Here is a 26,213-nt window from a genome sequence, read left to right as displayed (position 1 = left end):
AGAACTATTTTACAACCCATTGCCCCACGCTATTTTGGATATATTGTCCTGCAGGAGTTTTTTTAATGGTTTTTTCCCCAGCAAGCACAGAGACTTGCTCAAGCGTCATCCCATTTTTTTCAGCTATCTGTTTATATTTAACTAAACGTTTAGCATTAATATCTTCAACTAACTCTTTGGCTTGCTGCGAAACTTCAACTACACCTAACAACCCATTGCTTTGTTCGCCAACTAAACCCTGCTCTTTGGCATCAGATAAATCTAACGCAAAAACAGAAAAGCTCACCATTAAAGCAAACAATACAAATATTTTTTTCATCTTAACTCCTAATCTTTTTCTTATTGCTTTTAAAAGAGACCACTGTCGTCAGCAAAAACATCATCTAACTCTTTATCAATTTTAATGCGAATCTCATGATCGATTTTAACATTTAAATTGATGGTAATAGGCTCATCGGGCACCGCCAATTCCACTCTGGGGGTACATGCTGCGATAGTAAAAAACAGCACGATTAATAAACTGAATTTATTAAGCACTAATACTTCTCCTTTATTTGTCGCTCTAATTGCTCATTGAAACGCAGACTTTTAAGTAATTTTAAAATGTTTTCATTGTGTGAATAGTTAAAAGTGATCGGCTGCGTGCCACTCTTATCTGGGTTTATCCCTTTAAGCTTTATTTTTAAATCGCTTTCACCATCGCTAGTATAACCGATTACACCTTGTAAAGTATCAAACTGAAAATTTGATAACAGCTGCATGGTCAAATAAAAGGCCGGATTACCTTTACCCATCGCTTTAATCACTGTGTTTTCAGGCACCTTAATATAACCACCAGGTGAGCGCGCAAATATCAAACCATTCTTGACGGTTACACCTTGCTCACCCAGTGCGAAAGGCAGCATACCGTCAATCACCGCTTTCCCCTCTATTTCTGGGTAAGCGCTGTACTTAATCACTTCAGTTAAACTAATACCGGCAATGTTTATGACTGTCTGGCTGGGCGCTATTAATTTGAAATCATCAAAGTCGATTCGCCCCCCTAATAAACGGGCTTTAAAATGGTCAACAACAGGCTCACCGCCATTTATCTGCGCATCTAACTGTAGTGCCTGAATCGGCACGCCAACAAATAGATTACCTATTTTTAACTGCTGCTTATCCTGATTAATGGTTATCAGATCTTTTTCAAACAGATAATCCAGTTCACTGCTCAAACTAATATTATCAAATAACACACTATCATTTTTTCCTGCGATATCTAACGCTGTGATACTGCTTTTTAAGCCTACCACTTTTTTATTTAAATCGTAGCTGGCTGACAATTGCAGATTAATATCCCCGGAATTTATCTCTAATAAATCAAGATCCGGCAGATAATCACGCAGTGATTCAACTAATGTTTTTGGCGACAGCAGATTGTTTGCCATCTCCACTTTTACTTTTTTATCCGCATAAAAGACCTTGCCCATTAATGTTTGGTTTAAAAGTAAAATACGCCAATCAAGCAATATATCTTCAAAGGAGCCTTGCGCATTTAAAGTAACAAACAAGGAGGGTAATTTTTGCGTATCAATACGAATACGCTGTTTTTTACCACGGGGGACTTTTGTAAGTAGCGCACTACGCCCGACTCGCAGGTGCAAGGGTAACGCTTTCATATACTTTGATGATAAATTTATTAAGGCCGGCTGTGCTAGTTTGAGCTTGATATAAGGTGTTTTCCAATCCTGCTGCAGCGATATTTTATGGCTGATATTTTTTAAATTGAAGGCCACCAGCCTTAAATTTACTTGTTGTGTTAACAGTTCAATATCGCCAGCTAAATTCAATTCAGCCGACGCTGCTAAATCGCTCAATTCTCCCTGCCACTTGATAGTAAAAGAGCCTTTTTGCCAACTGTTTAAATTACCTGCATAACTAAGTTGTAATTCATTATTTAATAATTTTTTCAGCTCTACGGGTACATTTATAAATTGCGGGAGCTTGGCTAACGTGATCGTACTTTCCAGGCTTAGTTGTTTATTTAACAGGTTAATTTTTAGCTTTGAGTTAAGAAATTCACTTAATAAGGTAATAAAAACAGTTTGCTCAGTTTTTATTATAAATAAACTAAAGGAAAATTTGTTATTGATAAGATCTGAGGCTAAGTTAACCGACTTTATTCGAATATTGCTGTCAGGCAAAACGGCTAAGAGTTTAAAGAACTCCTTAATTTGTAAATCAATCTTATCTTTTTGCGAGGCTAAGGATAACGTTTTTTCAACGCGGCTATTTGTCGCTTGGGCGGTTTGGCAATTTAAATCCCAATCGATAGCTGCAATATCCGCATTGAGCTTATTTTTTTCTTTGCTGACTTGAATATTTACAATCTGATTTTGCGGGCAGTCTTGATTGGGTTGAATACGTTTTAGATTCGAGGTTAAAAAAGGAAGCCATGTTAATAATGGCTTCTGTAACGATTGGGCAAAAACAACAGGCGTATTACTCAGTAAGATTAAACAGCTAAACAATATTATTAGACAAACGTTTATCTTCCTGAGTAAGCCCACAACTGTTTATTGTCCCCACTCAATAATACCATCGAGCTTGATGCCATCTTCACTGACAATCAGCCATTTGATATGTTTCTCGCGCATAATCTCTTCCGCTTCGGTTAAACGCGCATTCGGCGCGATAAAACAAGGCGAGTCATTCATTAACTCTTGCGCTAAACATTCATTGATACTTTTACCTGATATTAAAAATCGGCGCACATCACCATCGGTGATCACTCCCTGTAACTGCTCATCTTTCATTACCAGAGCAAGACCGGTGCGCGTTTCTGTCATCACCATTAATGCATCTGTAAGGGAGGTATCTAACTGCACAAAGGGTAAATTATCACTGCGCATCTCATCCTTAACAAAAGTAAGTAAACGCTTACCAAGACTGCCTCCAGGATGAAATCGAGCAAAATCCATCGGACTAAAATCTTTTTCTAAAGTTAAAGTAGACGCTAAAGCATCGCCAATCACTAAAGTTAATGTTGTTGACGTAGTAGGCGCTAAATTATTAGGACAAGTTTCTTTTTCCACACTAGCATCTAACACCACATCTGAGTTTTGTGCCAGCGTTGAATTTATGCCGCCTGTAATGGCAATGATTTTATTACCAAAATGCTGAATTGAAGGGATGATTTTAAGCAACTCATCGGTTTCGCCACTATAGGAGATAAGCAATAACAGATCATCTGCTGTGATCATGCCTAAGTCACCGTGAAAAGCTTCCCCCGGATGCATAAAAAATGAAGGTGTCCCCACCGATGCAAGGGTTGCTGAAATCTTTTTGCCAATATGCCCGGATTTCCCCATGCCGCAAACAACCACTCTGCCAACACAATTTTTCATCAAGCTTAAAGCTTGCAGATACTCATCGCCAACTTGCTCACTATGGACAGACAATGCGGCACTTTGCACATCAAAAACGGTACGAACTTCTTTAATTAATTGCTCAGTTGATAATAAAAACGGTGTCATAAAAGATCCTTAAAACGACGGGGAGTGAGCTTTATAGAGGTAAAAAAGGAAAAATGGTCGGTATGAGAGGATTCGAACCTCCGACCCCTGCTCCCCCAGAGCAGTGCGCTACCAAGCTGCGCTACATACCGAATAATTTTCAAGTCTAATAATTTATAACCAAGATGCAACAGAAATTTAATAAAAAACAGTAATAATTCAGTGCGTTCCAGGATATTCGTTTATTTCTTGTTAGTTTTTAGAAGTGAGCGATATTGTTTTAACTCACCTAATAACCAATCTGCGCTGAATTGAATCTCCTGATCTGGGCAAACAATGGTGTATTTCGAACCACTGATTAGACTTTTACTGGCTGAGTATGCAATAAAATCTTCCGCTGATTTTATATCATCAGCATAATAATCATACTTTTTCTGGATATGGCCGCGCGCCTCTGGTCCATTATGTTTTGCACCATTACGCACATAACTGCACTCGGTATGCTCAACAAAATCAAGCAGGTGCTCTATCTCTTTCTCACTGTTTGCAAAAACCGCACTGGACAAAATAGCGCAGATCAATAACAAAGTTAGTTTCATAAAACGTTGCATTTTCTAGCTCCTATTTACAATCAGAGAGTTGATATCCCAAGTCGTTCTGCTGTTTTAATGTATCTACATTTTCAAAACCCAATGCCTGTGCTTTGCTTAAATCGGCTGAACTAATCTGATGAACATTAATATTGGTGGTAATCGAGCCACACATAGCCACAACAGCCACATTTGACAGAAAGCCACATTGTGATGAACTAACATCAACAGCTTGCTCAGTTAATAACAAAGCAGTTTCAGCAACTGTTTTACCATCAGACTCACATTGAATTGCACCACTATTGATATAAACCCGAATATTATTTTTATCTGCAGTTCTGTTGACACAAGCACTTAATATTAATGCAACTATTGCGAGTGATAGTATTTTTTTCATTTTATTTACCTTAGCAGACTACAACAGCTTAGATTTAAGAATAACTAATGTTTAGTTTATACCAGCAAAAACAAAAATACCCACCGAAGTGGGTATTTTAAAAAACATAAAAATTAGTAATTAAACTGAAAGGCAATCAAACTCAACTAATGTATCAACATCAGCATCATAATCGACACCTTCGATACCAAAGCCGAACAGTTGTAAAAACTCTTCTTTGTATTCTTTGTAATCCGTTAAATCAAATAAGTTTTCAGTGGTGATTGTCGGCCACAGATCTTTACAAGCTTGCTGCACATCATCACGTAATTCCCAGTCATCTAAACGTAGACGACGCGCGTCATCCGTAGTAGGTGCGCTAGCATCTTCTTTATATAGCTGCGCAGTAAACAGACGGTGAATCTGTTCCATACAACCTTCATGAAGCCCTTTCTCTTTCATGATTTTAAATACCATAGAGATATATAAAGGCATAACAGGAATTGCAGAGCTTGCTTGTGTTACAACACTTTTTTGCACTGAAACATAAGCTTCACCATTAAGCGGTGCAAGTTGTTCCTGGATAGCCGTAGATGCGCGATCTAAATCGATTTTTGCCTGACCTAATGCGCCATCCCAGTAAATCGGCCAAGTTAACTCTGTGCCGATATATGAGTAGGCAACTGTTTTAACACCTTGTGCTAATACGCCAGCTTCACCTAACGCGCTTAACCAAAGTTCCCAATCTTGTCCGCCCATAACCGTTACTGTATTAGCAACTTCTTCTTCTGTAGCAGGCTCAACAGAGGCTTCAATAATGCAGTCTTTATTAGTATCAATCGCTGTTGCAACATATGTTGCACCGATTGGTTTCAGGCTTGAACGAATCACTTCACCTGTATCTGGCAGTTTACGAACAGGTGCTGCTACCGAGTAGATAATCGCATCAATCTGACCTAAGTCCTCTTTGATTAACTCAATAACTTTTGCTTTGGTTTCATGTGAGAATGCATCCGCATTAATGCTTTTTGCGTATAAGCCATCCGCTTTTGCTTGTTTTTCAAATGCAGCACTGTTGTACCAACCCGCAGAGCCAGGTTTGCGCTCAGTTGCCGGTTTTTCAAAAAACACACCAATGGTTGACGCATCTGAGCCGTATGCAGCAGCAATACGTGATGACATACCGTAACCGGCCGAAGAACCAATCACTAATACACGTTTAGGACCATTTTGAATTTTGCCCTGTTTTTTAGTGTATTCAATTTGTGTTTGAATATTCTTTTCACAGCCCACAGGGTGAGTTGTTGTACAAATAAAGCCACGAATCTTTGGTTTGATGATCATAATTTAAGCTCTTCTCTTGATTAGTTTCAAATCAGTTATTTGAATATGTTTTTGTTATTGGTGCGTAATATACACTGTTTTTTAAGTTGCTCAAAATAGCTAAAAATCAGCATCATTCTTTTTTACAATTTTCGGCAATTCGCCACTTAATCCCATCGCCTGCTTAATAAACTGTTTTTTAAGCGGATTTACTTTATCTGTAAACAATAAAGCGAAATCGCGCAGTGTCTTTTGTAGCGGATTATCTCCTTGGAATAACCGCTTTAGCAGTTCCATTGACGCTATCATCTGCATCGTTTCTGTTTTTCGCCAACGTTCAAAGTGACGTAAATTTTCATATAAACCAATCTCTTTATCGGCTTCGCTATTCTCTATAATCGTTTGCCCTAAACTCACCGCATCTAATAATCCAAGGTTAACCCCTTGTCCAGCTAAGGGGTGGATGGTATGCGCGGCATCACCAATCAAGGCGATACGATGTTTGGCAAAATCGCGTGCATAACGCATGGTCAATGGAAAACTGCAGCGTTCGCTTTGCAGTTCACAGTGACCTAAACGGTTATCAAATGTACGTGTTAATTGTCTATTAAATTCAAGCTCGGATAGTTTTTTTAACTGCTCTGCTTTTTCAGGCGGTACTGACCAAACAATGGAACATAAATCTTTTTCAAAAAGCGGTAAAAAAGCCAAAGGCCCATCAGGCGTAAATATTTGTCTTGCACAATTCTCATGTGCTAAATCGGTTTTAACTGTCGCGACTAAGGCATGATGATTGTAATCCCAATGTGTTAACGGAATATCTACCTTCTTGCGCAGCCATGAGTTTGCGCCATCTGCACCGACAACCAATTTAGAGGTTAACGTTTTAGCGCTTTTTAAAGTAAGCCAGGCCTCACCATCTCCAATAGCAATATTGCTTAATTGATCTGGAGCATAAAAGGTCACGTTGTGTTGTTTTTGTACGGATTGCAGTAATGCAGCTTGGATTTGCTCGTTTTCGATAATGTAGCCCAGCTCAGAGCAATCAACTTGTTCAGCACTGAAATCAATTTTACCAAAGCTATCTTTTTCCCAAACTTGCATGCAGTTATAAGCCGTAATACGCTCGCTATTAATATTTTGCCAAATATTTAAACTTTCAAAAATAGCGCGACTGGCATAACTAATTGCACTCACACGACTAGCTGGTTCACTTGTTAATTCAGGGTTTTCGTTTGCTTCAATCAGTGCAATCGATAATGGGCTATTTGCCAGACTAGCGGCTAATGTTAAACCGACCATCCCCCCACCGACAATGGTTACATCATAAGATTGCATCATGCTTTTTGATCTCGAGTGAATAAGTTAAATTGCCCTTTGGCTTGTTTAACAATCGGGGCTGATAAAGCGGGAATAAGACTCATGGCTTGCAGCGCTATGCTGCGACCGATAACAACAGGCCAATCTGTATTACTAAAAACACGTACCATAGAATCAGTCATAGTGATTGTTCGCAGATGATCGTCTTGGCGCGCAGACCAATATTGGCTAAGCATCTTAAAACCTCCAATCTCTTGTTTATCCTCTACTTGGCTAATTAACACAGCCAAAACATATAGATCGCGCAAACCTAAATTAAATCCCTGCCCCATCACGGGATGTAAACAGTGCGCGGCATTACCGATACACAGACCTCGATGAGTAACTGGTTTTTCAGTTTTAATCAGTTTTAACGGATAGATATCACGTTTACCTAGCTCTCGAAAAATGCCGGCCCGATAACCAAATGCTTGCTGTAACTCAGACAAAAAATCTTGCTGATTGAGCTTGGATAAACGTGTCACATCTGCATTTCCTACAGACCACACTAATGAATAGCGATTATCGCTTAGTGGTAATAATGCAATTGGCCCAAATTCTGTAAAACGTTCAAACGCTTTATTCAAATGAGGTTTAGCGCAAGAGACATTAGCAATAATTGCACTGCAGTCATAATCAGATGTTTGCGCGGGAATAGCTAATAACTCGCGCGTTAAACTGTTCGCACCGTCTGCGCCAACGCATAATTTAGTTGTTAATATTTGTCCATTTTCGAGCTGGCAGAGAACCTGCTCTGCTTGCTTCTCTATTGTTGTCAAACGTGAACTGTATAAACGCTTTAGTTGCTTATATTGTGCTAAATGCTTATCTAAAACTAAACCGACATCTTGCAGCTCAACCACATAACCAAACGCTTGCCGTTTATTGCTTCTTTGCAGATCTAAAGCCCCCAAGTACCCGCGATCCGAGATATGGATATCATCAATCGCTTGTGCTTTGCCTTTTAGCTCAGCCCATAGTTCCAATTCATCTAGCAGTTCACAACTCCCCGCGCTTAATGCAATACTTCGCGCATCAAAACCTGGATGGGAGTCTTTATTTAACTTCTCCGGATTATCATCCAGCAGTACAATTTTTAAAGAGGGTGATAACTTTAAAATACCATAAGCAAGCAAACAACCAGACATGCCCGCACCGACAATAACAATATCGTAATCAGTCTGCTGCGGCATTTTTTTAACCATGTTGCTGTGCATCGGCCATTAACGCTTCAATTTCATTAATACTTTTTGGCACATCCGCGCTTAAAACTTCTGCACCAAACTCGGTAACTAAAACATCATCTTCAATACGGATTCCGATCTTCTTCCAAACATCGTCAACATCAGCAGCACTACTGATATACAAGCCTGGCTCAATAGTCACCACCATCCCCGCTTCTAATAAACGCGGATTCTCCGTGCTGCCACAATCACCAACATCATGCACATCCAAGCCTAAATAATGACCGATACCATGCATATAAAACTCTTTATAAGCTTCATTTTTAATCAGTGTATCGCTATCACCTTGCAAAACACCTAACTCAAGCAAGCCATCAACCAGTTGTTTAATCACACTTTTATTAATATCAAGCAGTGCCACACCAGGTTTTACCTGACTGATTGCGCTGATTTGCGCATCTAAGACCAATTGATATAACTTCGCTTGAAACTCAGAAAAAACTCCATTCACCGGGAAGGTGCGCGTAATATCGCCCGCGTAACCTTGATATTCAGCCCCTGCATCAATCAATACCAAATCACCATCGTGTAACTGGCAATTATTTTCGGTGTAATGCAAAACACAGGCGTTTTCACCACCCGCAACAATACTGTTATAAGCAGCATCGCGTGTACCCTGCAATGCAAATTCATGCTCAACTTCAGCTTGTAATTGATATTCCCACATCCCCGAATGACATTTCTGCATTGCACAAATATGTCCTGCAGCTGAAATTTCAGCTGCAGCAGATAACAATTCAATTTCACTTGTCGATTTGATTAAACGCATCTCATGTAAGATCGACAAACTATCAATATAGGTTGTTGGTGCGACTTTGCCTTTACGTCTACCCGCACGTAACTCATTAATAACTGTTGCTAGGGTTTTATCCAAGTTAGCATCTTGAAAAATTGGAAAGTAAAGCGTCGTTAAACCATCCAGTCGTTTTTGTAGGTGATCTTGCAGTTCTTCGAACTGATAAGCTTTATCAAAACCGAGTTCACTAACCGCCGCACTTTGTCCTAGTCGATACCCATGCCAAATTTCTGCACTTTTATCTTTCTTGCGATTAAATAAAATAGCTTTTTGACTGTCTGTTTTTTTTATCAGTAGCAGGCAAGCATCCGGCTCATTAAATCCAGCTAAATAATAAAAATCACTATTTTGTCTAAAAGGATACTCAGTATCATTACTACGTATTTTTTCTGAACCAGCAGGAAAAATAGCCATGCTATTTTTATTCATCTGCGCAAAAAACTGCGCTCTGCGATATTTAAATTCACTCATAAAATAACTTTTCTTCCGAGTTTAATGAAGGGTCTTTGAAATTGGTGTTGCAGGTTGACGAGAAAAAGTATTAAAACAAAGCATCGCCCCCACACCTAAATACTCAACAATTTCTGCAAAAGCGATTTCAGATTCTTCATCTTCCTGTTCAAAATCAAACGCCACTTGTGAAATATCTCGAATATCACGGATCAGCTCTTGAATTTCATCAGAGGCTTGATTTAAGGCTTGCTGGACCATCCCAAACCCGACTAAAAAACCTTGTGACCATTGCGCCATCGCTTCCGCACGCTCATCAAGTGGCACATCATCACCAGGCAATAACAACTTAAAGCCCAAACCATCATCGGTAAATTGATTAACCACTTGCCCGTAAATAGCCTCAACCAATTTATTTGCCTTGCTTGGTAGCCCCATGCCCTCATTAACGACATCATTAAAATGAGGCCGCCAACTTTGAGAGTCTAGTTTAACACCACCACAAACAAGCCCTGATAATACGCCGTGCGTTTCCGAGGCATTAGTATATAACTCAGCGTCTTCAAGTATCTGAGTGATTTTTTCAAAACTTGGTAATGGCTCTTTACTCATTTGTAGACTCTTTATATTAACGATTAATTGAATATACTCGTGCTATTTGAAAATGCAGATTCGGCACTTCCAGGCAGCTTGAATATAATATTCTAACATCCAGTAGATCACGCTACCAGTAAGTACTTGAAACTTGATAGCGAGATAGCTATAGTTCTTAAATTATTCTCTTTTTTTTGAGCTTGCTAACATTTATTTTAGCGTTCATTCCACCTTTTATTGTATGGGTTAATTATGGCAAATATTGAGATCTCGATTTTAGGACAGCAATATAAAATCGCCTGCCCGGATGGTGAAGAGCAAACGCTGCAAAATACGGTTGATCAATTTAACGACAAGTTAAAAAAGATGAAAACCAGCAGTCGCGCTCTACGTAATGAGCAACTTATTGTGATGGCCGCATTAAACTTCTGTCACGAGCTTAATGCAGAAAAAGCTAAAAATAAAAAACATGCAGAACAACTCAATGAACGTATTAAAACCCTGCAAGAATCAATCGAAACCGTTTTGCAACCAAATAATAAAAAATAGCCGGATCGATAAATCTTTTATTTTTTAACCGCTTAAATCATCTATTGTAAAAATTTATATCAATACTAAAACAAGATTAAAAATCAGCATAAAAAAACACTTTGCAAATACACAAAACTGGCGTAAAGTATTTTTAACCCTCGGATATCCGCTCATCTTGACTACGTCCCTGAGCCGATAAGCTTTATCCTGGTGACTTGGCCTGAATGCTATTGTGCAAGCTCGGCTCGTATCGAGAAGCCTGCGGCAAACACTAAGACACCGACTTTGACCTTCGGGTTCAAGGTCTACAGTCAATAACGATATCCTTGGGTTACTCTTCACTTTTCTAGCAAAACAAGACACCGTCGTCTATCGACCTTCGCATTACTAAACCACAGTTAATACTGATACCCTTGGGTTACTCTTTCTCTCGACTAAATAAAGCGCGAAGAAACGTCAGTGCTTTAAACTTATAATTACAAACTACAGCCAGCAACAATCCTCGAGTTACTTATTCAAACTAAGACAGTTCAAAAGCAAAGACACCGTAATCTATAGACCTTAGTGTTACTAAATCACAGTCAATCACGATATCCTTGGGTTACTTCGTTTTCTTCCTAGTTTATTTAGCCAATGACTTTTTATTCCTAATTTTGTCAAATAAAAAACCAAAGACACCGGCGTCTATAGACCTTAGCGTTACTAAATCACAGTCAATCACGATATCCTTGGGTTACTCTTTTTCTCAACTAAATAAAGAGCGAAATAAAGCGCTAAGAAACGTCAGTGCTTTGAACTTCTAATTACAAACTACATTCAATAACCATATTATTAGGTTACTCCTTTTTCTCCTTTGCTTAGCAATTCAAAAAAAACACCGTCGTCTATCGACCTTCGTGTTACTAAATCACAGTCAATAACGATATCCTTGGGTTACTCACTACTTATCAAAAATATAATCCACACACCGAGGCACTAACAAACAACAATATTCCCATCTTCAATTTTAATCTATTAATTAATAATGATATTCTTTACCTACTGTTTTTAAAGGGCTTATTAATATGGTTATGGACAATCCAGGCAATACATTTTCAGCAAATCAAATCCGTTCACAAATACGTAATCAAATGCGTACAGCAAGACGTGATTTGTCGGGCTTACAACAAAGACAAGATGCAGCTAAATTATTCGCTCGATTGGTTAAACATAATAAAGTCTTAAACGCACAAAATATCGGCATATCACTAGCCCACGATGGTGAGATAGATACCTTTGAATTTATAGAGTGGTGCTGGGCTAATAATAAACAAGTTTACCTGCCTGTTGTGCACCCTTTCAGTAAAGGCCATCTGCTGTTTTTGCAATACACAATAGATTCTGAAATGGTGCTTAATAAATATGGTATTTACGAGCCGAAATTAGAGCAATTACACACTTGTGCAGTTAAAAAATTAGATATTATTTTCACACCCCTTGTTGCTTTTGATCTGCAGGGGAACCGCATCGGTATGGGCGGCGGTTATTATGACCGAATGCTTGCACCCTGGTTTAAAGAGAAAAGCGGCCCTTATCCAATCGGCCTGGCGCATGACTGCCAACAAGTAGAAAAGCTGCCTATTGAAGAGTGGGATGTGCCGCTTCCTGAAATCATCACCCCCAGCCATCATTACCAGTGGTGATGTTTATACCCAAACCACTTGGATTTATTACCTAAAATTAATAAATATCTCATGGATAACTCATTTGAACAGGTTATAATCTCGACACTTTTACTCGATGCTTCAGCAAACAGGATATACAGAAGATGACACAAGATGAAATGAAAAAAGCAGCAGCTTACGCAGCCTTACAATATGTGGAACAAGATTCAATTGTTGGCGTAGGTACAGGCTCAACGGTTAATCACTTTATTGATGCATTAGCAACAATGAAAAATGATATTAAAGGCGCTGTATCAAGCTCTGAAGCTTCAACTGAAAAATTAAAAGCTTATGGTATTGATGTATTTGATCTTAATGAAGTTTCTGAATTAAGTATTTATGTTGATGGTGCTGATGAGATCAACCCATATAACCATATGATCAAAGGTGGTGGCGCAGCGCTTACCCGTGAAAAAATTGTTGCCGCGGTTGCAGATAAATTTGTCTGTATTGTCGACAACACTAAAAATGTCGATATTTTAGGTGATTTCCCATTACCAGTTGAAGTTATTCCAATGGCACGTAGTTATGTTGCCCGTGAGCTGGTTAAACTGGGCGGTGATCCAGTTTATCGTCAAGGTGTTGTTACAGACAACGGTAATATCATTTTAGATGTACATAATTTGAAGATTGCAGAGCCTCTTAAACTTGAGTCTCAAATTAATGCAATTGTAGGTGTAGTAACTAATGGTCTGTTTGCCAACCGTGCTGCTGACGTTGTTTTAGTCGGCTCACCTGAAGGTGTTAAAACACTTAAATAAGAGTTTTAACATTTGACGATTCAATGAATGGCGCTATGAATCGTCAAAATGTAATAAGCTAGTTCAAGTTTGCATATGTGAATCTTCGCACAAAAGTTCACATCTGCTTCTGATTTTGCTATTTTACTCACACAATTGCTTGTCCATTTACCTTATTTATAAGGCCCAAGGAAATAAAATGACTCAGTTTTCGCTCAGTAAAGATAAAATTAAAGTTCTACTGCTTGAAGGATTGCACCAAAGCTCTGTAAATACATTCACTCAAGCGGGTTACACCAACATTGAAAGCATTAAGACTTCATTAAGCGAAGAAGAATTAATTGCAAAAATTAAAGATGTTCATTTTATCGGCATCCGTTCTCGTACTGACCTCAATGCAAAAGTATTAGCAGCTGCTGAGAAACTTGTGGGTATCGGTTGTTTCTGTATCGGTACCAACCAAGTTGATTTACAGGCAGCGCAAGCCAAAGGTACCGTGGTATTTAACGCACCTTTCTCAAATACGCGCAGCGTTGCAGAGCTGGTATTAGGTCAAGCACTACTGTTATTACGTGGCGTGCCAGAGCGTAACGCAAAAGCACATCGCGGTGAATGGGATAAATCAGCAACAGGATCTTATGAAGCGCGCGGTAAAAACTTAGGTATTATCGGTTACGGTCATATCGGCACGCAGTTTGGTATCCTTGCTGAAAACTTAGGTTTTAGAGTTTCTTTTTACGATATCGAAAACAAATTAACTTTAGGTAACGCAACCCAAATTGCAACCATGGAAGAGTTACTTGCACAATCTGACGTAGTCAGCTTGCATGTGCCAGAGCTTGATTCAACCAAAGATATGATGGGTGCAAAAGAGTTTGCTCAGATGAAAGATGGCGCAATTTTCATGAATGCGGCGCGCGGTACGGTTGTTGATATTCCGGCATTATGTGATGCTCTTGCAAGTAAAAAACTTTCAGGTGCGGCAGTCGATGTTTTCCCTACTGAACCAAAATCAAATAAAGAAGAGTTTGAGTCTCCACTTCGCCAATTTGATAATGTACTGCTAACGCCACACGTTGGTGGTAGCACACAAGAAGCACAAGAAAATATTGGTTATGAAGTTGCCGGTAAGCTGGTTAAATACTCTGACAATGGTTCAACCCTGTCTTCTAAAAACTTCCCGGAAGTGTCTTTACCACTACACAGTGGCACAAGTCGTTTATTACATATCCATCAAAATCAACCGGGTATTTTAACTAAAATCAACTTGGCATTTGCTGAAAACAATATCAACATTGCAGCACAATACCTGCAAACTAATGAAAATATTGGTTATGTAGTAATTGATGTGACCAGTGAAGATGCGCAAATAGCATTGACTAAATTAAAAGAGATCGACGGTACAATCCGCGCCCGTTTACTTCACTGATTTAAGTTTTCACCTCTTATTAAAAAAGCCCGAATAAATTTATTATTCGGGCTTTTTATTAAGTAATTATAGCAATTCCGTTAATTAGCTATTCACTACTTACCACGCAATTCCCACCTATTTTTTTCGCTTTATAAAGTGAAAAATCAACTTCTTTAATCAGCTGCTCAAGCGATTTTTTTGCATCAGACTGACTCACCCCCAAACTGGCACTTAGCTCCACACCATCTTTTAACAGGCGATAGATATCTGAGCGTAACCTTTCAGCCAAGGCGGTAATCGCTTCTAATTCACTAACCGGACAAAGTATTAAAAACTCAGCTCCTCCCCAACGCGCGCAGAAATCTGTTTTTCGTGTATTATTGCCTAATTTTTCTGATATCTCGATTAGAATCCGATCACCTTCCGAATTGCCAAATGTATCATTGATGACTTTAAAATCATCAATATCGAGCATAATTAAGCAAAAAGGTTCTTTATAACGAATAAAACGTTGCCACTCTAATAATAATTTAGATTCTAACGTCCGGCGATTATATAACTTAGTGAGTGAGTCCTTTGAAACTCGCCTCTCTGCAAATGCGGCAAACTTAACACTATCTCGCCAACGACGTATTGAGAAATAAAGAAAGCTGACCATCAGAGTGAGTATTAACGGAATATATTGCTCAAGTTGATACTCTTGATGAGCACGAGCATACTCATGTAACAGTTCAAATAGATCTCTATCTCTAAAATACAGCCAAAACAAAGCATTGAACAATACGATTAAAACCATATCGAAAATTAATTTTTTTTTGTGTTGTAGTTTAAATCTATACATTATCACTCCGACCAAAAATATGAAGCCTTTTATATAACTAAGGGTAGACTATTATTTTAATTAACAATTAAACTTGGATCTTTGCAAAAACTCCAAGCAATCAAACGACTAACTTTTTGTCCTTGCGACATTTTAATAACTTTTACCTGCTTAGCACCAAGCTGTGTTAATAATTTTTTCAACGGAGAGACATTTTCAGATTTTGAAACAAGGCTAGTAAACCAGCAGACTTGTTGCCCATAACTTTGACTCTCTTTGCACATCTGTTTTAAAAAGGCAATTTCACCACCAGCACAACACAATTCATTTTCCTGCCCGCCAAAATTAAGCTTAACATTGCTCGTGGCTTTATCTTTGCTAAGATTCTTCACTTTACGGGAAGTTCCCGCAAGCGCCTGCTCCATAGAAGCATGAAACGGAGGGTTGCAGATGGTTAAAGCAAACTTATCATGTGTTTTAATTATCCCGTCGAAAATAGATTTTTTATCTTTCTGCAATAACAGTTTAATAAAAGATTTTAAATTACGGTTTGATTTCACAATCAAATCCGCCGTTTTAATAGACACAGGATCGATATCGCTTGCCACAAAAGACCAACCGTAACTCTGACTACCGATAATAGGATAAATACAGTTAGCGCCCGTACCAATATCTAACACTTTCACTTGCTTACCCGTCGGCACCACACCATTACAACTTTCAGCTAATAAGTCTGCTAAGTAATGAATATAATCTGCACGGCCCGGAATAGGCGGACACAGATACCCCGTGGGGATTTGCCAAAAATCGATATCATAGAAACATTTAAGCAAAGCCTGATTAAGGGCTAATACCGCATTAGGGTTACTGAAGTCGATTGTTAACTGATCTTTGGGGTTATTAATAACAAAGGGGGCTAATTGCGGGCAAGCTTCGCAGAGTTGCTTAAAATCATAACTACCTTGGTGTAAATTTCGAGGGTGCAATAACCCTTTTTTAGCTGTGTTGTTATTTGTCATCTGTTTTCCAAAAAAGTAAGCGACTATATCCCCAAACTACTTGAAGATGCAGGAATCAGTATATTCAGGTGGTTTGGGTATAAATTCACAAATTGATAATTGAGCGCTCACTTATTACACCACGAATGTCCAATAAGTTACGTTCATATCGAAACTTGACCATTTGATAATTAATTTCAGGAGCAAACCAGGCAATAAGCTTACGGTCTTTTTTGCCAGTTTGTTCTAATCGGTAGGTATCAAGTTTACCAAACTTCGTATGAATCGCTTCTTTTCCTGTCACTTCAAAAAAGTAGCGCTCCACAGAGTCCGATGTCTGCATATAAAATTCAAAATGGGTTTGCCCCAATTTCAAACCTTCACTCATTTGTACACCAATCGCATTAAAATCTATAATTTTTTCTGTTTCATTAACATATTCATCAGTTTTACCATCACGGGTGACACTTGTCTGATGCCCGGCTTTAAAAAAATTAGCTTGCATACTCACGCGTGAAAAACCAACGCTATTGCGCACAAATGTTTTGCTAAGAAACGACTGGGACATCTCATCCCAATAAATATGTGAAAGCTGATTTCCACCAAAATGATAAGATAAAAATGACAACTCAGCAGTTGTATTAGCTATAACTGTATTACCCTGCCACAGCGATTCTCTAATAATTTTACCTATGGCTATTTTTTTATAGGATACATCATAGACATAGCGTTGCTCACTATCTGCAAACTCCAGTATTTGCTGCGCAAACAAATAGCAAGGAGTTACTGCGAAGAGTAATAAAGACAAAAACAGGTAATTACTTTTTTTCAAAGAATTATACGCCTTTTATTTTATGCACAATCGCGAGCAATCCATTAGCACGCGACGGGCTTAAATGATTAAGCAAACCTAACTGCGTAAAAATATCATTAATATCAATAGCTTCAATTTGTAACGCGCTTTTTCCTTGAAAAACAATAGTCAAAATCATCATCAACCCTTTTACGACACGGGTATCACTGTCCATTTTAAAGTGATAACTCTCACCTTGCTTTTCAATAACCAACCAAGCAAGACTTTCACAACCTTTTACTTGGTTCGCTTCTATTTTTTCAACTTCTGTAAGTGCAGGTAATTTTTTGCCAAGCTGGATAATCAAACGATATTGTTTATCCCAACTTTTATTTTTTTTAAAATCACTTAATAATTGCTCAACACTCATTAATGGCTCAGGCACTTTTACTTTCCTTTTTTCTGTTTCATATAATCAGAGAACAGCACTAACGCACCACTACTTCCGGTTAACTCTGCGCTTTTATTATTATCTTTGCCAACCCAAGTGGTCACCACCTCATCACTATCAAAACCGACAAACCAACTGTCATTTAAATTATTAGTGGTCCCCGTTTTACCCGCAAAATACTGCCCGGGATTTCGCCAGCGTAAACTGCGTGCCGTACCTTCGCTTGCCACTTTATGCAATGTATCAGTTAACTGCTTGACCGCTTGTGCTGAAAATACTTTTTGTGACTTATTGGCTCGCTGATATAACAACTCGCCCTCTTTAGAAACAATAGAGCGGATTAGGGCTAATGGTTGATAAACACCTTTCATGGTGATTGGCTGATACATCTGCGCGACCTGCAAAGGTGAAAGGGAGACACTACCTAATACCAGAGAGGGATACGCTTTTATTTTCTCTTGAATACCCATTTTATGCAGACTGTTAATAACATGAGTAAGCCCCACCTGCATTCCTAAATTCACTGTTGGTACATTCAGAGAGTGGATTAATGCGTCCTCTAACGTAACCTGTCCACGAAATTTCCGATCGTAATTTTTGGGCTGCCAACGTTGCCCTGTAGCATTTTTAAGAATAATCGCTTTATCATTTAAATGATAATCTAAACCATAGCCAGCATCCAATGCTGTTAAATAAACAGCAGGCTTAACTAATGAACCAATCGGACGATTCGCATCTAAAGCGCGGTTAAAACCACTGAATTTAACATCACGACCAGAGACAAGAGCGCGCACTTCTGCATGCTGCCTATCACTTATTACCATCGCACCTTGTAAGTTTTCTTGGTTTTTCTTTGCAACCCTTTTCACACCGTTCTGCACAGCAAATTCTGCATGTTTTTGTGCTAACGGATCAATTGAGGTGAAAATATGTAGGCCACTACTTTTACGCACAGATCTTGGTACTTTCGCTTTTAACTCCCGATGTAACAAACCGATAAAAGCGGGATTAGCGCGATGATTCAATGCGCGTTTATCACTTAAATTAAGTGTATCTGCAACGGCATATTTATAATCATCAGCACTAATAAAATTATTTTCAACCATCAGACGAAGCACTAAATCGCGACGGGCTAACGCGCGTTCAGGGTTCCTGCGAGGGTTGTAATAGGAAGGCCCTTTGATAATAGCCACCAGCAAAGCAATTTGTTCAATGCGCAATTCATTAATCGGTCGTGCAAAATAATAATCACTGGCAAGACCGATTCCATAAATACCTGACTTACCATTTTGCGCGAGATAAACTTCATTAAGGTAAGCTTCTAACAGCGCATCTTTGCTGTATTTATAATCCATCAATACTGCAATATAAGCCTCTTGAAATTTACGCCATAAACTACGGTCTTGTGTCAAAAAGAGGTTTTTAGCTAACTGCTGCGTTAAGGTACTGCCCCCTTGAACTGTTCTTCCTGCTTGAAAATTAACAATAAATGCACGCAAAATTGCAAAAGGAGAGATCCCTTGATGATGGTAATAATCCCTGTCTTCCATTAATAACAAGGTATCAACAAACAGATTGGGGATCTTTTCAAAAGGTACAAAAAGGCGGTCCTCAATTTGATCTGAGTGTAAACGTGCTAACAGCAAGGGATCCAGTTTAATTGAAACTAAGTTTTGTTTTCTGTCATCTTGGATCGAAACTATTTTATCCTCTGAAAAATTAACACTGATTTTTAACGCACTTTCAGGCTGATTAGGGAAATCAAAAGCACGACGATAAATATGAACTTGTTGCTGATTAACCGAAAACTGACCGCTACTTTGTACCGATTCCACTGGGCGGTAATTTAATAATCTCAGCTCCTTGATTAATAACGATTGTGATAGGTTATTACCCGTTTTTAATAATAGAGGACGCGCATAAACTTGTGCTGGTAAGTCCCACGTCGGCCCATCTAATTTTCGCTCAATTTTCCGGTCAAAATAGATACCTGCAATAAACATAAAGGCGATAAAAGCCAGCGTTCCTTTCCATAATAGCGACCATAAAAAACTTAAAAAGCGCTGTTTAAGGTTTTTGCTCTTTTTGCTTTTTCTACTGTTTTTTTTATTTTTTAAAAAAACCTTGCTTGTTTTAGACATCAACTTCCCAACTGTTTCTATTTTTGATCTATATGTTTTTTAGTGCGTCTTGTTGCCACTGCCTCAAGGGGATTATCTGGCCAATAATGTTTTGGATATCGACCGCGCATCTCTTTTTTTACATCGTTATAAGCACCTTGCCAGAAAGTGGCTAAATCTTGGGTTAACTGCAATGGTCGTCTTGCAGGCGAAAGCAGCGCTAATTGTAACTTAATCCGCCCCTCAAAAATGCTAGGTGTCTCCTGTTGACCAAACAATTCCTGCATACGCACCGATAATACAGGCGTTTCATTATCCCGATAACTGATTTTAATATTTGAACCTGTCGGCACTTTGACAGAGGTGGGAAAAAGATCATTAAAAACCTGCAATACAGGCCAGGATAAACGCGAAAGTAATGCCCCTTTCAGATCGATTCGTTTTAACTGCTCCGGTTTAGTGACTCCATTTAAATATGGCGCCAGCCACAACTCCATATCATCCACTAAAACTTGCTCTGAAAAGTCAGGGAAATCTATTGTGTAATTAACCTGCGAGAGTTGTAAAAAAGCATAAGATAATCGTGTCAGCAGTTGTCTGTTTTCATCTGACCAAGTTAAAACCGACAGCCCTGTTTGTTTAATACCCGCTAGTATCGCCTCTGTTTTTTGCTGATTGCTAAGGTTAGTGAGTGGCTGCTTTTTGATCACCAGCTTGCCCAGATTCAGGCGCTTTTCGGCCAGTAATTTTTTACCGGGCAGTGACCAGCGGATAACTTCACTTGCGGTGAAATAGTGAGGTAAGAACTCTTCTAATGTCGCTAATGAAATAACGCAGGCTTTATAAACCATGCTGTTTACACTCCGATCCGACATCGCCAAATCAGCCACCACCAGCATCTTTTGCCCGATTAAATTTGACTCACGAAGCAAACAAACACCAATACCATTACTTAATAAATACACACCATTATTCAGATCGCGAGCTTGTGCAATGCGATCTGGAAACGCCAGTGCGAGTAACAGACCGCAATAGTTTAATGGTAAAGGCCCTGCTGATTTTTTTAATTGGCATTTTTTCAATAAAAGTGCTTGTTGCTGTTTAACTGCAAACGAGGGTTTACTTAAACATGTTTCAATATCATCACTACTTTTTTCATTACTTTCAAGCAATGCTACCAGCAAACATGCAAGCTCAACTAAACCTGCTATTGCATGCTCTTTTTGGAACTCAATCGCCTCTAATAAAAGATGCCCCAAACGTGGATTCACGCCAAGCTTGACGATCGCTTGTCCATGCTTGGTGCAGCGCCCTTTATTATCAATAGCGCCAAAAATTTCTAATAACGATTTCGCAGTTTCGACATGCCTTGCAGGCGGTTGCGTAATAAAAGAGAGATCTGCAGGAGAGCTGACTCCCCAATTAAGCAGCTCTAAAACTAAGGAGGTTAAATCACTACGATTAATTTCTGGTGAAATTTGTTTGTTTAAACGGGTTTCAGGCGACCATAAACGATAACAACAACCAGCACTTAATCGTCCGGCACGCCCAGCCCGTTGCGTGGCGTTTGCTTCACTGATACGTTGCGTCTGTAACTTGCCGATACCAGACTGTGGCTGATAGGACATGCAGCGCTCAAATCCCGAGTCCACCACTACGGAGATGCCTTCAATAGTTAAACTGGTTTCTGCAATATTAGTGGCGATAACAATTTTACGTATTCCAGAATCACAATTGCTAATCGCTTTCTGCTGTTCATTTAGTGTTAAAGCGCCATATAAAGGGGCAATTAATACTTTATCTTGTAATGCTGAAAAATAATCAGCTAATAAAGATTCGCACTGTTTTATCTCTTTAATCCCCGCCACAAAGACTAAAATATTACCGCTTTGCTCCTGATAGGCACGTTTAATTAATTTGACCAGATCAATAATTAAGGTCTGTTTAGAAACGCTATTTTGATAGATATATTGAATCGGGTAAGAACGCCCTTGAGATGATATACAAAGTGCGTCGGGCAGTTTATCTTGTAAGTGACTGTTCTCAAGTGTTGCCGACATAATCAATATTTTCAGATCTTCGCGCAGTCCTGCTTGTACATCAAGTGCCAATGCCAGCCCTAAGTCCCCCTGTAAATTTCGTTCATGAAATTCATCAAAAATAAGCAAGTCGGTCCCTGTTAATTCAGGATCGGACTGCAGCATTCTTGTTAACACCCCTTCGGTAACAATTTCCAGTTGTGTCTCTTTACTGGTTTTATTCTCACCACGCATCCGATAACCGATTTTTTTACCTACAGATTCATCCATCAAAGAAGCAAGATAAAATGCGATATTTTTGGCCGCCAATCTGCGAGGCTCGAGCATAATGATTTTGCCTGTAAACCATTTCTCTTTAACCATGGTAAAGGGTAAAAATGTCGATTTACCTGCCCCGGGAGGCGCTTGTAATATTACTTGCGGGGCAAGTGATAAACTTGACTGTAATTCTTCAAGAACAGACTCAATAGGTAAAGAGGACAAATAATTCTCCAATAAAATAGCAAAGTTGTCGCATTGTGTAATGTTTGGCATTTCTACAAATAAATCAAGTTAGAACATCATAAAGCAACACATAACATTTGACTTTACCGCATTAACTTGCTATAGATAGCCGCCGAAAATAAGCACTGCCATTTTAGCTTAATTTCTACGAAGGTTTAATCTCATTTTGTCACTGTATTGATGCAAGTAAATTCGCGCAGTCAATCATGCATCAATTAAAGGAAAGTTCTATGCCAGCCAACAGCACTAAAAAAACATTAGGTATTTTAGCCATTGCCGGATTGGAGCCGTATAAGGCAAAAAGCAGCGACGAATACATGGATCAGGCGCAACGTGATCACTTCACAAAAATTCTTGAAGCATGGCGCACACAATTACGTGAAGAAGTTGACCGTACAGTTGATCATATGAAAGATGAAGCAGCTAATTTTCCGGATCCTGTTGACAGAGCTGCACAAGAAGAAGAATTTAGCTTAGAACTACGTGCGCGTGATCGTGAACGTCGTTTAATTAAGAAAATCACTAAGACATTGAACAAAATCGAAGAAGACGATTTTGGTTTCTGTGAGTCTTGCGGCATTGAAATAGGTATTCGCCGTTTAGAAGCGCGCCCTACAGCAGATTTATGCATTGATTGTAAAACATTAGCTGAAATCAAAGAAAAACAAATTGTAGGTTAATTTGTACCTTTGAATAAAAAATAACGGTTAGCCTTGTGCTAGCCGTTTTTGTTTGCGGAGTCTCTACTTTTGAGTAACAAAAAACCTTATCGAGGTCGTTTTGCCCCATCACCTTCCGGCCCGCTGCACTTTGGTTCATTAGTGGCAGCCTTGGGTAGTTATCTGCAAGCTAAATCATTGCAAGGTATCTGGCAAGTTCGTATTGATGATATTGATCCCCCGCGAGAGGTCGCCGGCGCAACACAAGATATCCTAGAAACGCTACAAGCCTATGGATTAAATTGGGATGGCGAAGTTATTTATCAGAGCCATCGATGCCAAGCTTATGAAAAAACGCTAGCTCAGTTAGCAGATCAAAAGCTCACTTATGCCTGCGCCTGCACCCGCAAAATAATTAAACAGCAAGGCGGTGTCTACTTAGGTCATTGCCGAGATAAACAGCTAACTTTAAGCGGTAACTCATTGCGTATTAATTTACAAAAACTGGGAAAACCTGTCTCCCATTTTCATGACCAACTGCAAGGTGAGGTTTGTTTTAATAGTGTTGAAACACACGAAGACTTTATTATTAAGCGCAAAGATGGTTTATACGCCTATAATCTTGCGGTAGTGATTGATGATATTAATCAGGCGATAACAGAAATAGTACGTGGTGCAGATCTGATAAATACCACGGGCAAACAAATCACTTTATATCAATTACTCGATGCACAAGCGCCTAAATATATCCATTTACCTGTTGCGGTCACGTCCCCCGGCCAAAAGCTGTCAAAACAAAACCATGCATTGGCTATCGATAAAGAAAACCCGGTTCCTACATTATTAAAAGCATTAGATTTTCTCGGCCATACTGTTACAGATAATGTCGATACAACTAGTTGTGCAAAAATCTTAGAATGGGCCGTTAAAAACTGGTCTTTAGATAAAGTCCCTAAACAACTCGAAATTCAAATTTGAAAATTAATTTGTTTTTAGCGGGCCACGCACATAAAATAAGCGCTTGATTTTTTCAAGCTACATTAAATACCCAAGCTACTTGGAAATGCAGGAGTCAGCAAGGCGAGAAGTGACTAGATTCAAGGCATAAAGTCGAAGGTCTAGTCACTCTACATCAAGGCTTTATAACGCCGAAGATGGTTACTTCTCGCCTTACCCTACGGGGACCTAGCTCGAAAGCCAGCACTGCGTTACAATATTCAAAAAGGGAATACCATTCTCTTCATATTGTGCCTTGTTCTGACATCCGAACTAGGCTCTGAATTTACATTTCCAAGTAGTTTGGGCATAAAGCAACAATCACCGAGGATAGGGTTATTAAACGATTAAAAAAATTCGTTAAGAAAGTGTTTACAAAAAATAAGAATAATAAAGCACAAACAACGACATTGGATATTTATAAAATCCCTCGTGATCAACACTCTATCTCACGTAAAGATATTGATGAAAATGCCTTAAAAGTTCTGTATCGCCTACATAATGCCGGGTTCCGTGCTTTATTGGTGGGCGGCGGTGTGCGTGATCTGTTACTTGGGCTTAAACCTAAAGATTTTGATATCACGACCAATGCGACACCGGAAGAGGTCAAGGCGTTATTTCGTAATTGTCGATTAATTGGACGCCGTTTCCGTTTAGCACATATTTTATTTGGTCGTGAAGTGATTGAAGTGGCAACTTTCCGAGGTCATCACGACGACAAAGATGCACAAGACATACAAAAAGTAAAACAATCACAAGAGGGTATGTTGCTGCGTGATAATGTTTATGGCTCTTTAGAAGAAGATGCAGAGCGCCGTGATTTTACCGTTAATGCGCTGTATTACGATATTGCAGATTTCTCACTTTACGACTTCTGCGGCGGAATGAGTGATTTGGCTGAGCGCAAATTAACCTTAATTGGTGATCCTGAGGTACGTTATCGGGAAGATCCCGTGCGTATGATGCGTGCCATTCGCTTTGCTGGCAAATTAGATCTTACCATCAGTGATCAATGTGCCGAGCCGATCCGTCGCTTAGCACCGCTTTTACAAGATATCCCTGCAGCCCGTCATTTTGATGAAGTGATTAAATTACTGCTATCGGGACAAGGTCTGAAAACCTACCGTTTACTAAAAGAATACAAATTGCTGCAGATGCTATTCCCCATTCTATTTAAAGATGGCGAAGACGATAACGCCAATGCCATTATTGAGCAGGCACTGATTGATAGTGACGCCCGTATTGCACAGGGAAAACGTGTAACGCCAGCTTATATTTATGCCGTTATGTTGTGGTATCCGCTGGAGCAGCGCGTTCATGCGATCAGCTTTGAAAGTGGCATGGATGATCACGATGCCTTTTTATTAGCGATGAATGAAGTGCTCAGCATTCAGGTAAAAACCATCGCTATTCCGAAGCGTTTTACAGCCACAATCCGTGATATCTGGATGTTACAACTGCGCTTACCACGCTTTGGCGGCAAACGAGCACAACGTGTTTACCATCATATTAAATTCCGTGCTGCTTTTGATTTCCTATCACTGCGCGCCCAAATAGAGCAAAGCAGTGAACTTGCTGAATTAACCGCTTGGTGGCAGGAATATCAGGAGCACAATAAATTACCGGAACATAACTACAGCCGAAACACCAGTAATAAAGCGACTGAAGTTAAGCCTGAGCATAAAAATCCGAGTAAAAAACGTAAATATTCAAGCAGTAAACGTAAAACAAAAGCGATTAATAATAATGATTAGTTATATTGGTATTGGTAGTAATCAAGCAGATCCTATCAAACAAGCAAAACAAGCAATTGAAGCGCTTAAAGGTTTACCTAATACTCAGCTGACTAATAAGTCATCATTGTACTGTAGCGCCCCGATGGGCCCGCAAGATCAACCCGATTACATTAATGCGGTCGCGCAGCTGGATACACAGTTATCTGCACTTGATTTATTAGATGAATTACAAAAAATAGAGTTATTACAAGGGCGAGAGCGCAAAGAGAACCGCTGGGGACCTCGTACTTTAGATCTTGATATTATCTTGTATGGTGATCAGCAGATAAACAATACACGCTTAACTATTCCCCATTATGGGATGAAAGTACGTGAGTTTGTGCTTTATCCATTATTAGAAATAGCAGCAAACCTTGTCTTACCTGATGGCACCGTTTTATCGCAATTAGCAGTACAATGTGATAGAAATGGCTTAATCATCTG

The 26,213-nt window shown here is 39.2% G+C and carries 25 protein-coding genes, 1 tRNA gene and 1 other RNA gene; 9 read left to right on the top strand and 18 right to left on the bottom strand.

Annotated features, from left to right (window positions below; all coding sequences use genetic code 11):
- Nucleotides 1-4 precede the first annotated feature (4 nt).
- From AC4GME_RS02615 to AC4GME_RS02560, 12 genes are all read right to left on the bottom strand, one after another.
- On the bottom strand, nucleotides 5-319 hold the full coding sequence (locus tag AC4GME_RS02615; protein ID WP_490377977.1) for a YdbL family probable chaperone protein: 315 nt from the start codon (nucleotides 317-319) through the stop codon (nucleotides 5-7).
- A gap of 29 nt (nucleotides 320-348) precedes the next feature.
- A complete protein-coding gene (locus tag AC4GME_RS02610) occupies nucleotides 349-537 on the bottom strand; it encodes a YnbE family lipoprotein (RefSeq protein WP_490377976.1) in 189 nt (62 codons plus the stop codon).
- Nucleotides 537-2,513, bottom strand: coding sequence for an intermembrane phospholipid transport YdbH family protein (locus tag AC4GME_RS02605; RefSeq protein ID WP_490378985.1), 1,977 nt, complete (start codon nucleotides 2,511-2,513; stop codon nucleotides 537-539). Before AC4GME_RS02605 ends, AC4GME_RS02610 begins: the two co-directional genes overlap by 1 nt.
- Nucleotides 2,514-2,558: 45 nt before the next feature.
- Complete coding sequence (locus tag AC4GME_RS02600; protein WP_490378984.1) at nucleotides 2,559-3,518, bottom strand: KpsF/GutQ family sugar-phosphate isomerase; 960 nt, start codon at nucleotides 3,516-3,518, stop codon at nucleotides 2,559-2,561.
- 54 nt (nucleotides 3,519-3,572) lie between these two features.
- Nucleotides 3,573-3,649: transfer RNA gene (locus AC4GME_RS02595), tRNA-Pro, on the bottom strand.
- A gap of 90 nt (nucleotides 3,650-3,739) precedes the next feature.
- The gene (locus AC4GME_RS02590) at nucleotides 3,740-4,108 is read right to left on the bottom strand and encodes a DUF5329 family protein (protein WP_490378983.1); all 369 of its coding nucleotides are present in this window, start codon (nucleotides 4,106-4,108) and stop codon (nucleotides 3,740-3,742) included.
- Between the two features lie 10 nt (nucleotides 4,109-4,118).
- Nucleotides 4,119-4,484 carry a hypothetical protein gene (locus tag AC4GME_RS02585; protein ID WP_490378982.1) on the bottom strand — a complete coding sequence of 122 codons (366 nt, stop codon included), beginning with the start codon at nucleotides 4,482-4,484 and terminating at the stop codon, nucleotides 4,119-4,121.
- A 120-nt stretch (nucleotides 4,485-4,604) separates the two neighbouring features.
- Nucleotides 4,605-5,807, bottom strand: a complete 1,203-nt coding sequence (gene fabV / locus AC4GME_RS02580; RefSeq protein WP_490377722.1) for an enoyl-ACP reductase FabV — start codon at nucleotides 5,805-5,807, stop codon at nucleotides 4,605-4,607.
- Between the two features lie 99 nt (nucleotides 5,808-5,906).
- The gene (locus AC4GME_RS02575; protein WP_490377721.1) at nucleotides 5,907-7,127 is read right to left on the bottom strand and encodes an FAD-dependent monooxygenase; all 1,221 of its coding nucleotides are present in this window, start codon (nucleotides 7,125-7,127) and stop codon (nucleotides 5,907-5,909) included.
- Entirely contained in the window at nucleotides 7,124-8,338 is a 1,215-nt protein-coding gene (gene ubiH / locus AC4GME_RS02570) for a 2-octaprenyl-6-methoxyphenyl hydroxylase (protein ID WP_490377720.1), read from the bottom strand. Before ubiH ends, AC4GME_RS02575 begins: the two co-directional genes overlap by 4 nt.
- Nucleotides 8,339-8,342: 4 nt before the next feature.
- On the bottom strand, nucleotides 8,343-9,656 hold the full coding sequence (pepP, locus tag AC4GME_RS02565) for a Xaa-Pro aminopeptidase (RefSeq protein ID WP_490378981.1): 1,314 nt from the start codon (nucleotides 9,654-9,656) through the stop codon (nucleotides 8,343-8,345).
- Nucleotides 9,657-9,677: 21 nt separating this feature from the next.
- On the bottom strand, nucleotides 9,678-10,247 hold the full coding sequence (locus AC4GME_RS02560) for a UPF0149 family protein (protein ID WP_490377718.1): 570 nt from the start codon (nucleotides 10,245-10,247) through the stop codon (nucleotides 9,678-9,680).
- A 234-nt stretch (nucleotides 10,248-10,481) separates the two neighbouring features.
- Here AC4GME_RS02560 and AC4GME_RS02555 point away from each other — a divergent pair, with 234 nt between their 5' ends.
- From AC4GME_RS02555 to serA, 5 genes are all read left to right on the top strand, one after another.
- A complete protein-coding gene (locus tag AC4GME_RS02555; protein ID WP_490377717.1) occupies nucleotides 10,482-10,778 on the top strand; it encodes a cell division protein ZapA in 297 nt (98 codons plus the stop codon).
- Nucleotides 10,779-10,911: 133 nt separating this feature from the next.
- Nucleotides 10,912-11,096: non-coding RNA, 6S RNA (gene ssrS, locus AC4GME_RS02550), on the top strand.
- Nucleotides 11,097-11,824: 728 nt separating this feature from the next.
- On the top strand, nucleotides 11,825-12,442 hold the full coding sequence (locus tag AC4GME_RS02545; RefSeq protein WP_490376594.1) for a 5-formyltetrahydrofolate cyclo-ligase: 618 nt from the start codon (nucleotides 11,825-11,827) through the stop codon (nucleotides 12,440-12,442).
- A gap of 125 nt (nucleotides 12,443-12,567) precedes the next feature.
- Nucleotides 12,568-13,224: a ribose-5-phosphate isomerase RpiA gene (gene rpiA / locus AC4GME_RS02540; RefSeq protein WP_490376593.1), complete on the top strand. Its 657-nt coding sequence runs from the start codon at nucleotides 12,568-12,570 to the stop codon at nucleotides 13,222-13,224.
- Between the two features lie 178 nt (nucleotides 13,225-13,402).
- On the top strand, nucleotides 13,403-14,632 hold the full coding sequence (gene serA, locus AC4GME_RS02535; RefSeq protein ID WP_490376592.1) for a phosphoglycerate dehydrogenase: 1,230 nt from the start codon (nucleotides 13,403-13,405) through the stop codon (nucleotides 14,630-14,632).
- A gap of 88 nt (nucleotides 14,633-14,720) precedes the next feature.
- Here serA and AC4GME_RS02530 read toward each other — a convergent pair whose 3' ends face one another.
- The 6 genes from AC4GME_RS02530 to hrpB form a co-directional block, all read right to left on the bottom strand.
- The gene (locus tag AC4GME_RS02530) at nucleotides 14,721-15,455 is read right to left on the bottom strand and encodes a GGDEF domain-containing protein (RefSeq protein ID WP_490376591.1); all 735 of its coding nucleotides are present in this window, start codon (nucleotides 15,453-15,455) and stop codon (nucleotides 14,721-14,723) included.
- 56 nt (nucleotides 15,456-15,511) lie between these two features.
- Nucleotides 15,512-16,453 carry a 23S rRNA (adenine(1618)-N(6))-methyltransferase RlmF gene (rlmF, locus tag AC4GME_RS02525; protein ID WP_490376590.1) on the bottom strand — a complete coding sequence of 314 codons (942 nt, stop codon included), beginning with the start codon at nucleotides 16,451-16,453 and terminating at the stop codon, nucleotides 15,512-15,514.
- 85 nt (nucleotides 16,454-16,538) lie between these two features.
- The gene (locus tag AC4GME_RS02520; protein WP_490376589.1) at nucleotides 16,539-17,264 is read right to left on the bottom strand and encodes a DUF3108 domain-containing protein; all 726 of its coding nucleotides are present in this window, start codon (nucleotides 17,262-17,264) and stop codon (nucleotides 16,539-16,541) included.
- 4 nt (nucleotides 17,265-17,268) lie between these two features.
- The gene (locus tag AC4GME_RS02515) at nucleotides 17,269-17,670 is read right to left on the bottom strand and encodes a SufE family protein (protein WP_490376588.1); all 402 of its coding nucleotides are present in this window, start codon (nucleotides 17,668-17,670) and stop codon (nucleotides 17,269-17,271) included.
- Between the two features lie 2 nt (nucleotides 17,671-17,672).
- Entirely contained in the window at nucleotides 17,673-19,817 is a 2,145-nt protein-coding gene (gene mrcB / locus AC4GME_RS02510; protein WP_490378980.1) for a penicillin-binding protein 1B, read from the bottom strand.
- Nucleotides 19,818-19,834: 17 nt separating this feature from the next.
- Complete coding sequence (hrpB, locus tag AC4GME_RS02505; protein WP_490378979.1) at nucleotides 19,835-22,318, bottom strand: ATP-dependent helicase HrpB; 2,484 nt, start codon at nucleotides 22,316-22,318, stop codon at nucleotides 19,835-19,837.
- Between the two features lie 251 nt (nucleotides 22,319-22,569).
- Here hrpB and dksA point away from each other — a divergent pair, with 251 nt between their 5' ends.
- The 4 genes from dksA to folK all read left to right on the top strand — a co-directional run.
- Nucleotides 22,570-23,019, top strand: coding sequence for an RNA polymerase-binding protein DksA (gene dksA / locus AC4GME_RS02500; protein ID WP_490376585.1), 450 nt, complete (start codon nucleotides 22,570-22,572; stop codon nucleotides 23,017-23,019).
- Between the two features lie 69 nt (nucleotides 23,020-23,088).
- Entirely contained in the window at nucleotides 23,089-23,976 is an 888-nt protein-coding gene (gluQRS, locus tag AC4GME_RS02495) for a tRNA glutamyl-Q(34) synthetase GluQRS (RefSeq protein ID WP_490376584.1), read from the top strand.
- A gap of 386 nt (nucleotides 23,977-24,362) precedes the next feature.
- Entirely contained in the window at nucleotides 24,363-25,748 is a 1,386-nt protein-coding gene (gene pcnB / locus AC4GME_RS02490) for a polynucleotide adenylyltransferase PcnB (RefSeq protein ID WP_490376583.1), read from the top strand.
- Nucleotides 25,741-26,213 (top strand): 2-amino-4-hydroxy-6-hydroxymethyldihydropteridine diphosphokinase (gene folK / locus AC4GME_RS02485; RefSeq protein ID WP_490378978.1); only part of this gene is annotated, 473 nt, incomplete at its 3' end. The genes pcnB and folK, both read left to right, overlap by 8 nt.

The sequence above is a fragment of the Psychromonas sp. genome (genome assembly GCF_983033635.1).
This window is presented reverse-complemented; position numbering and strand designations above follow the sequence as displayed.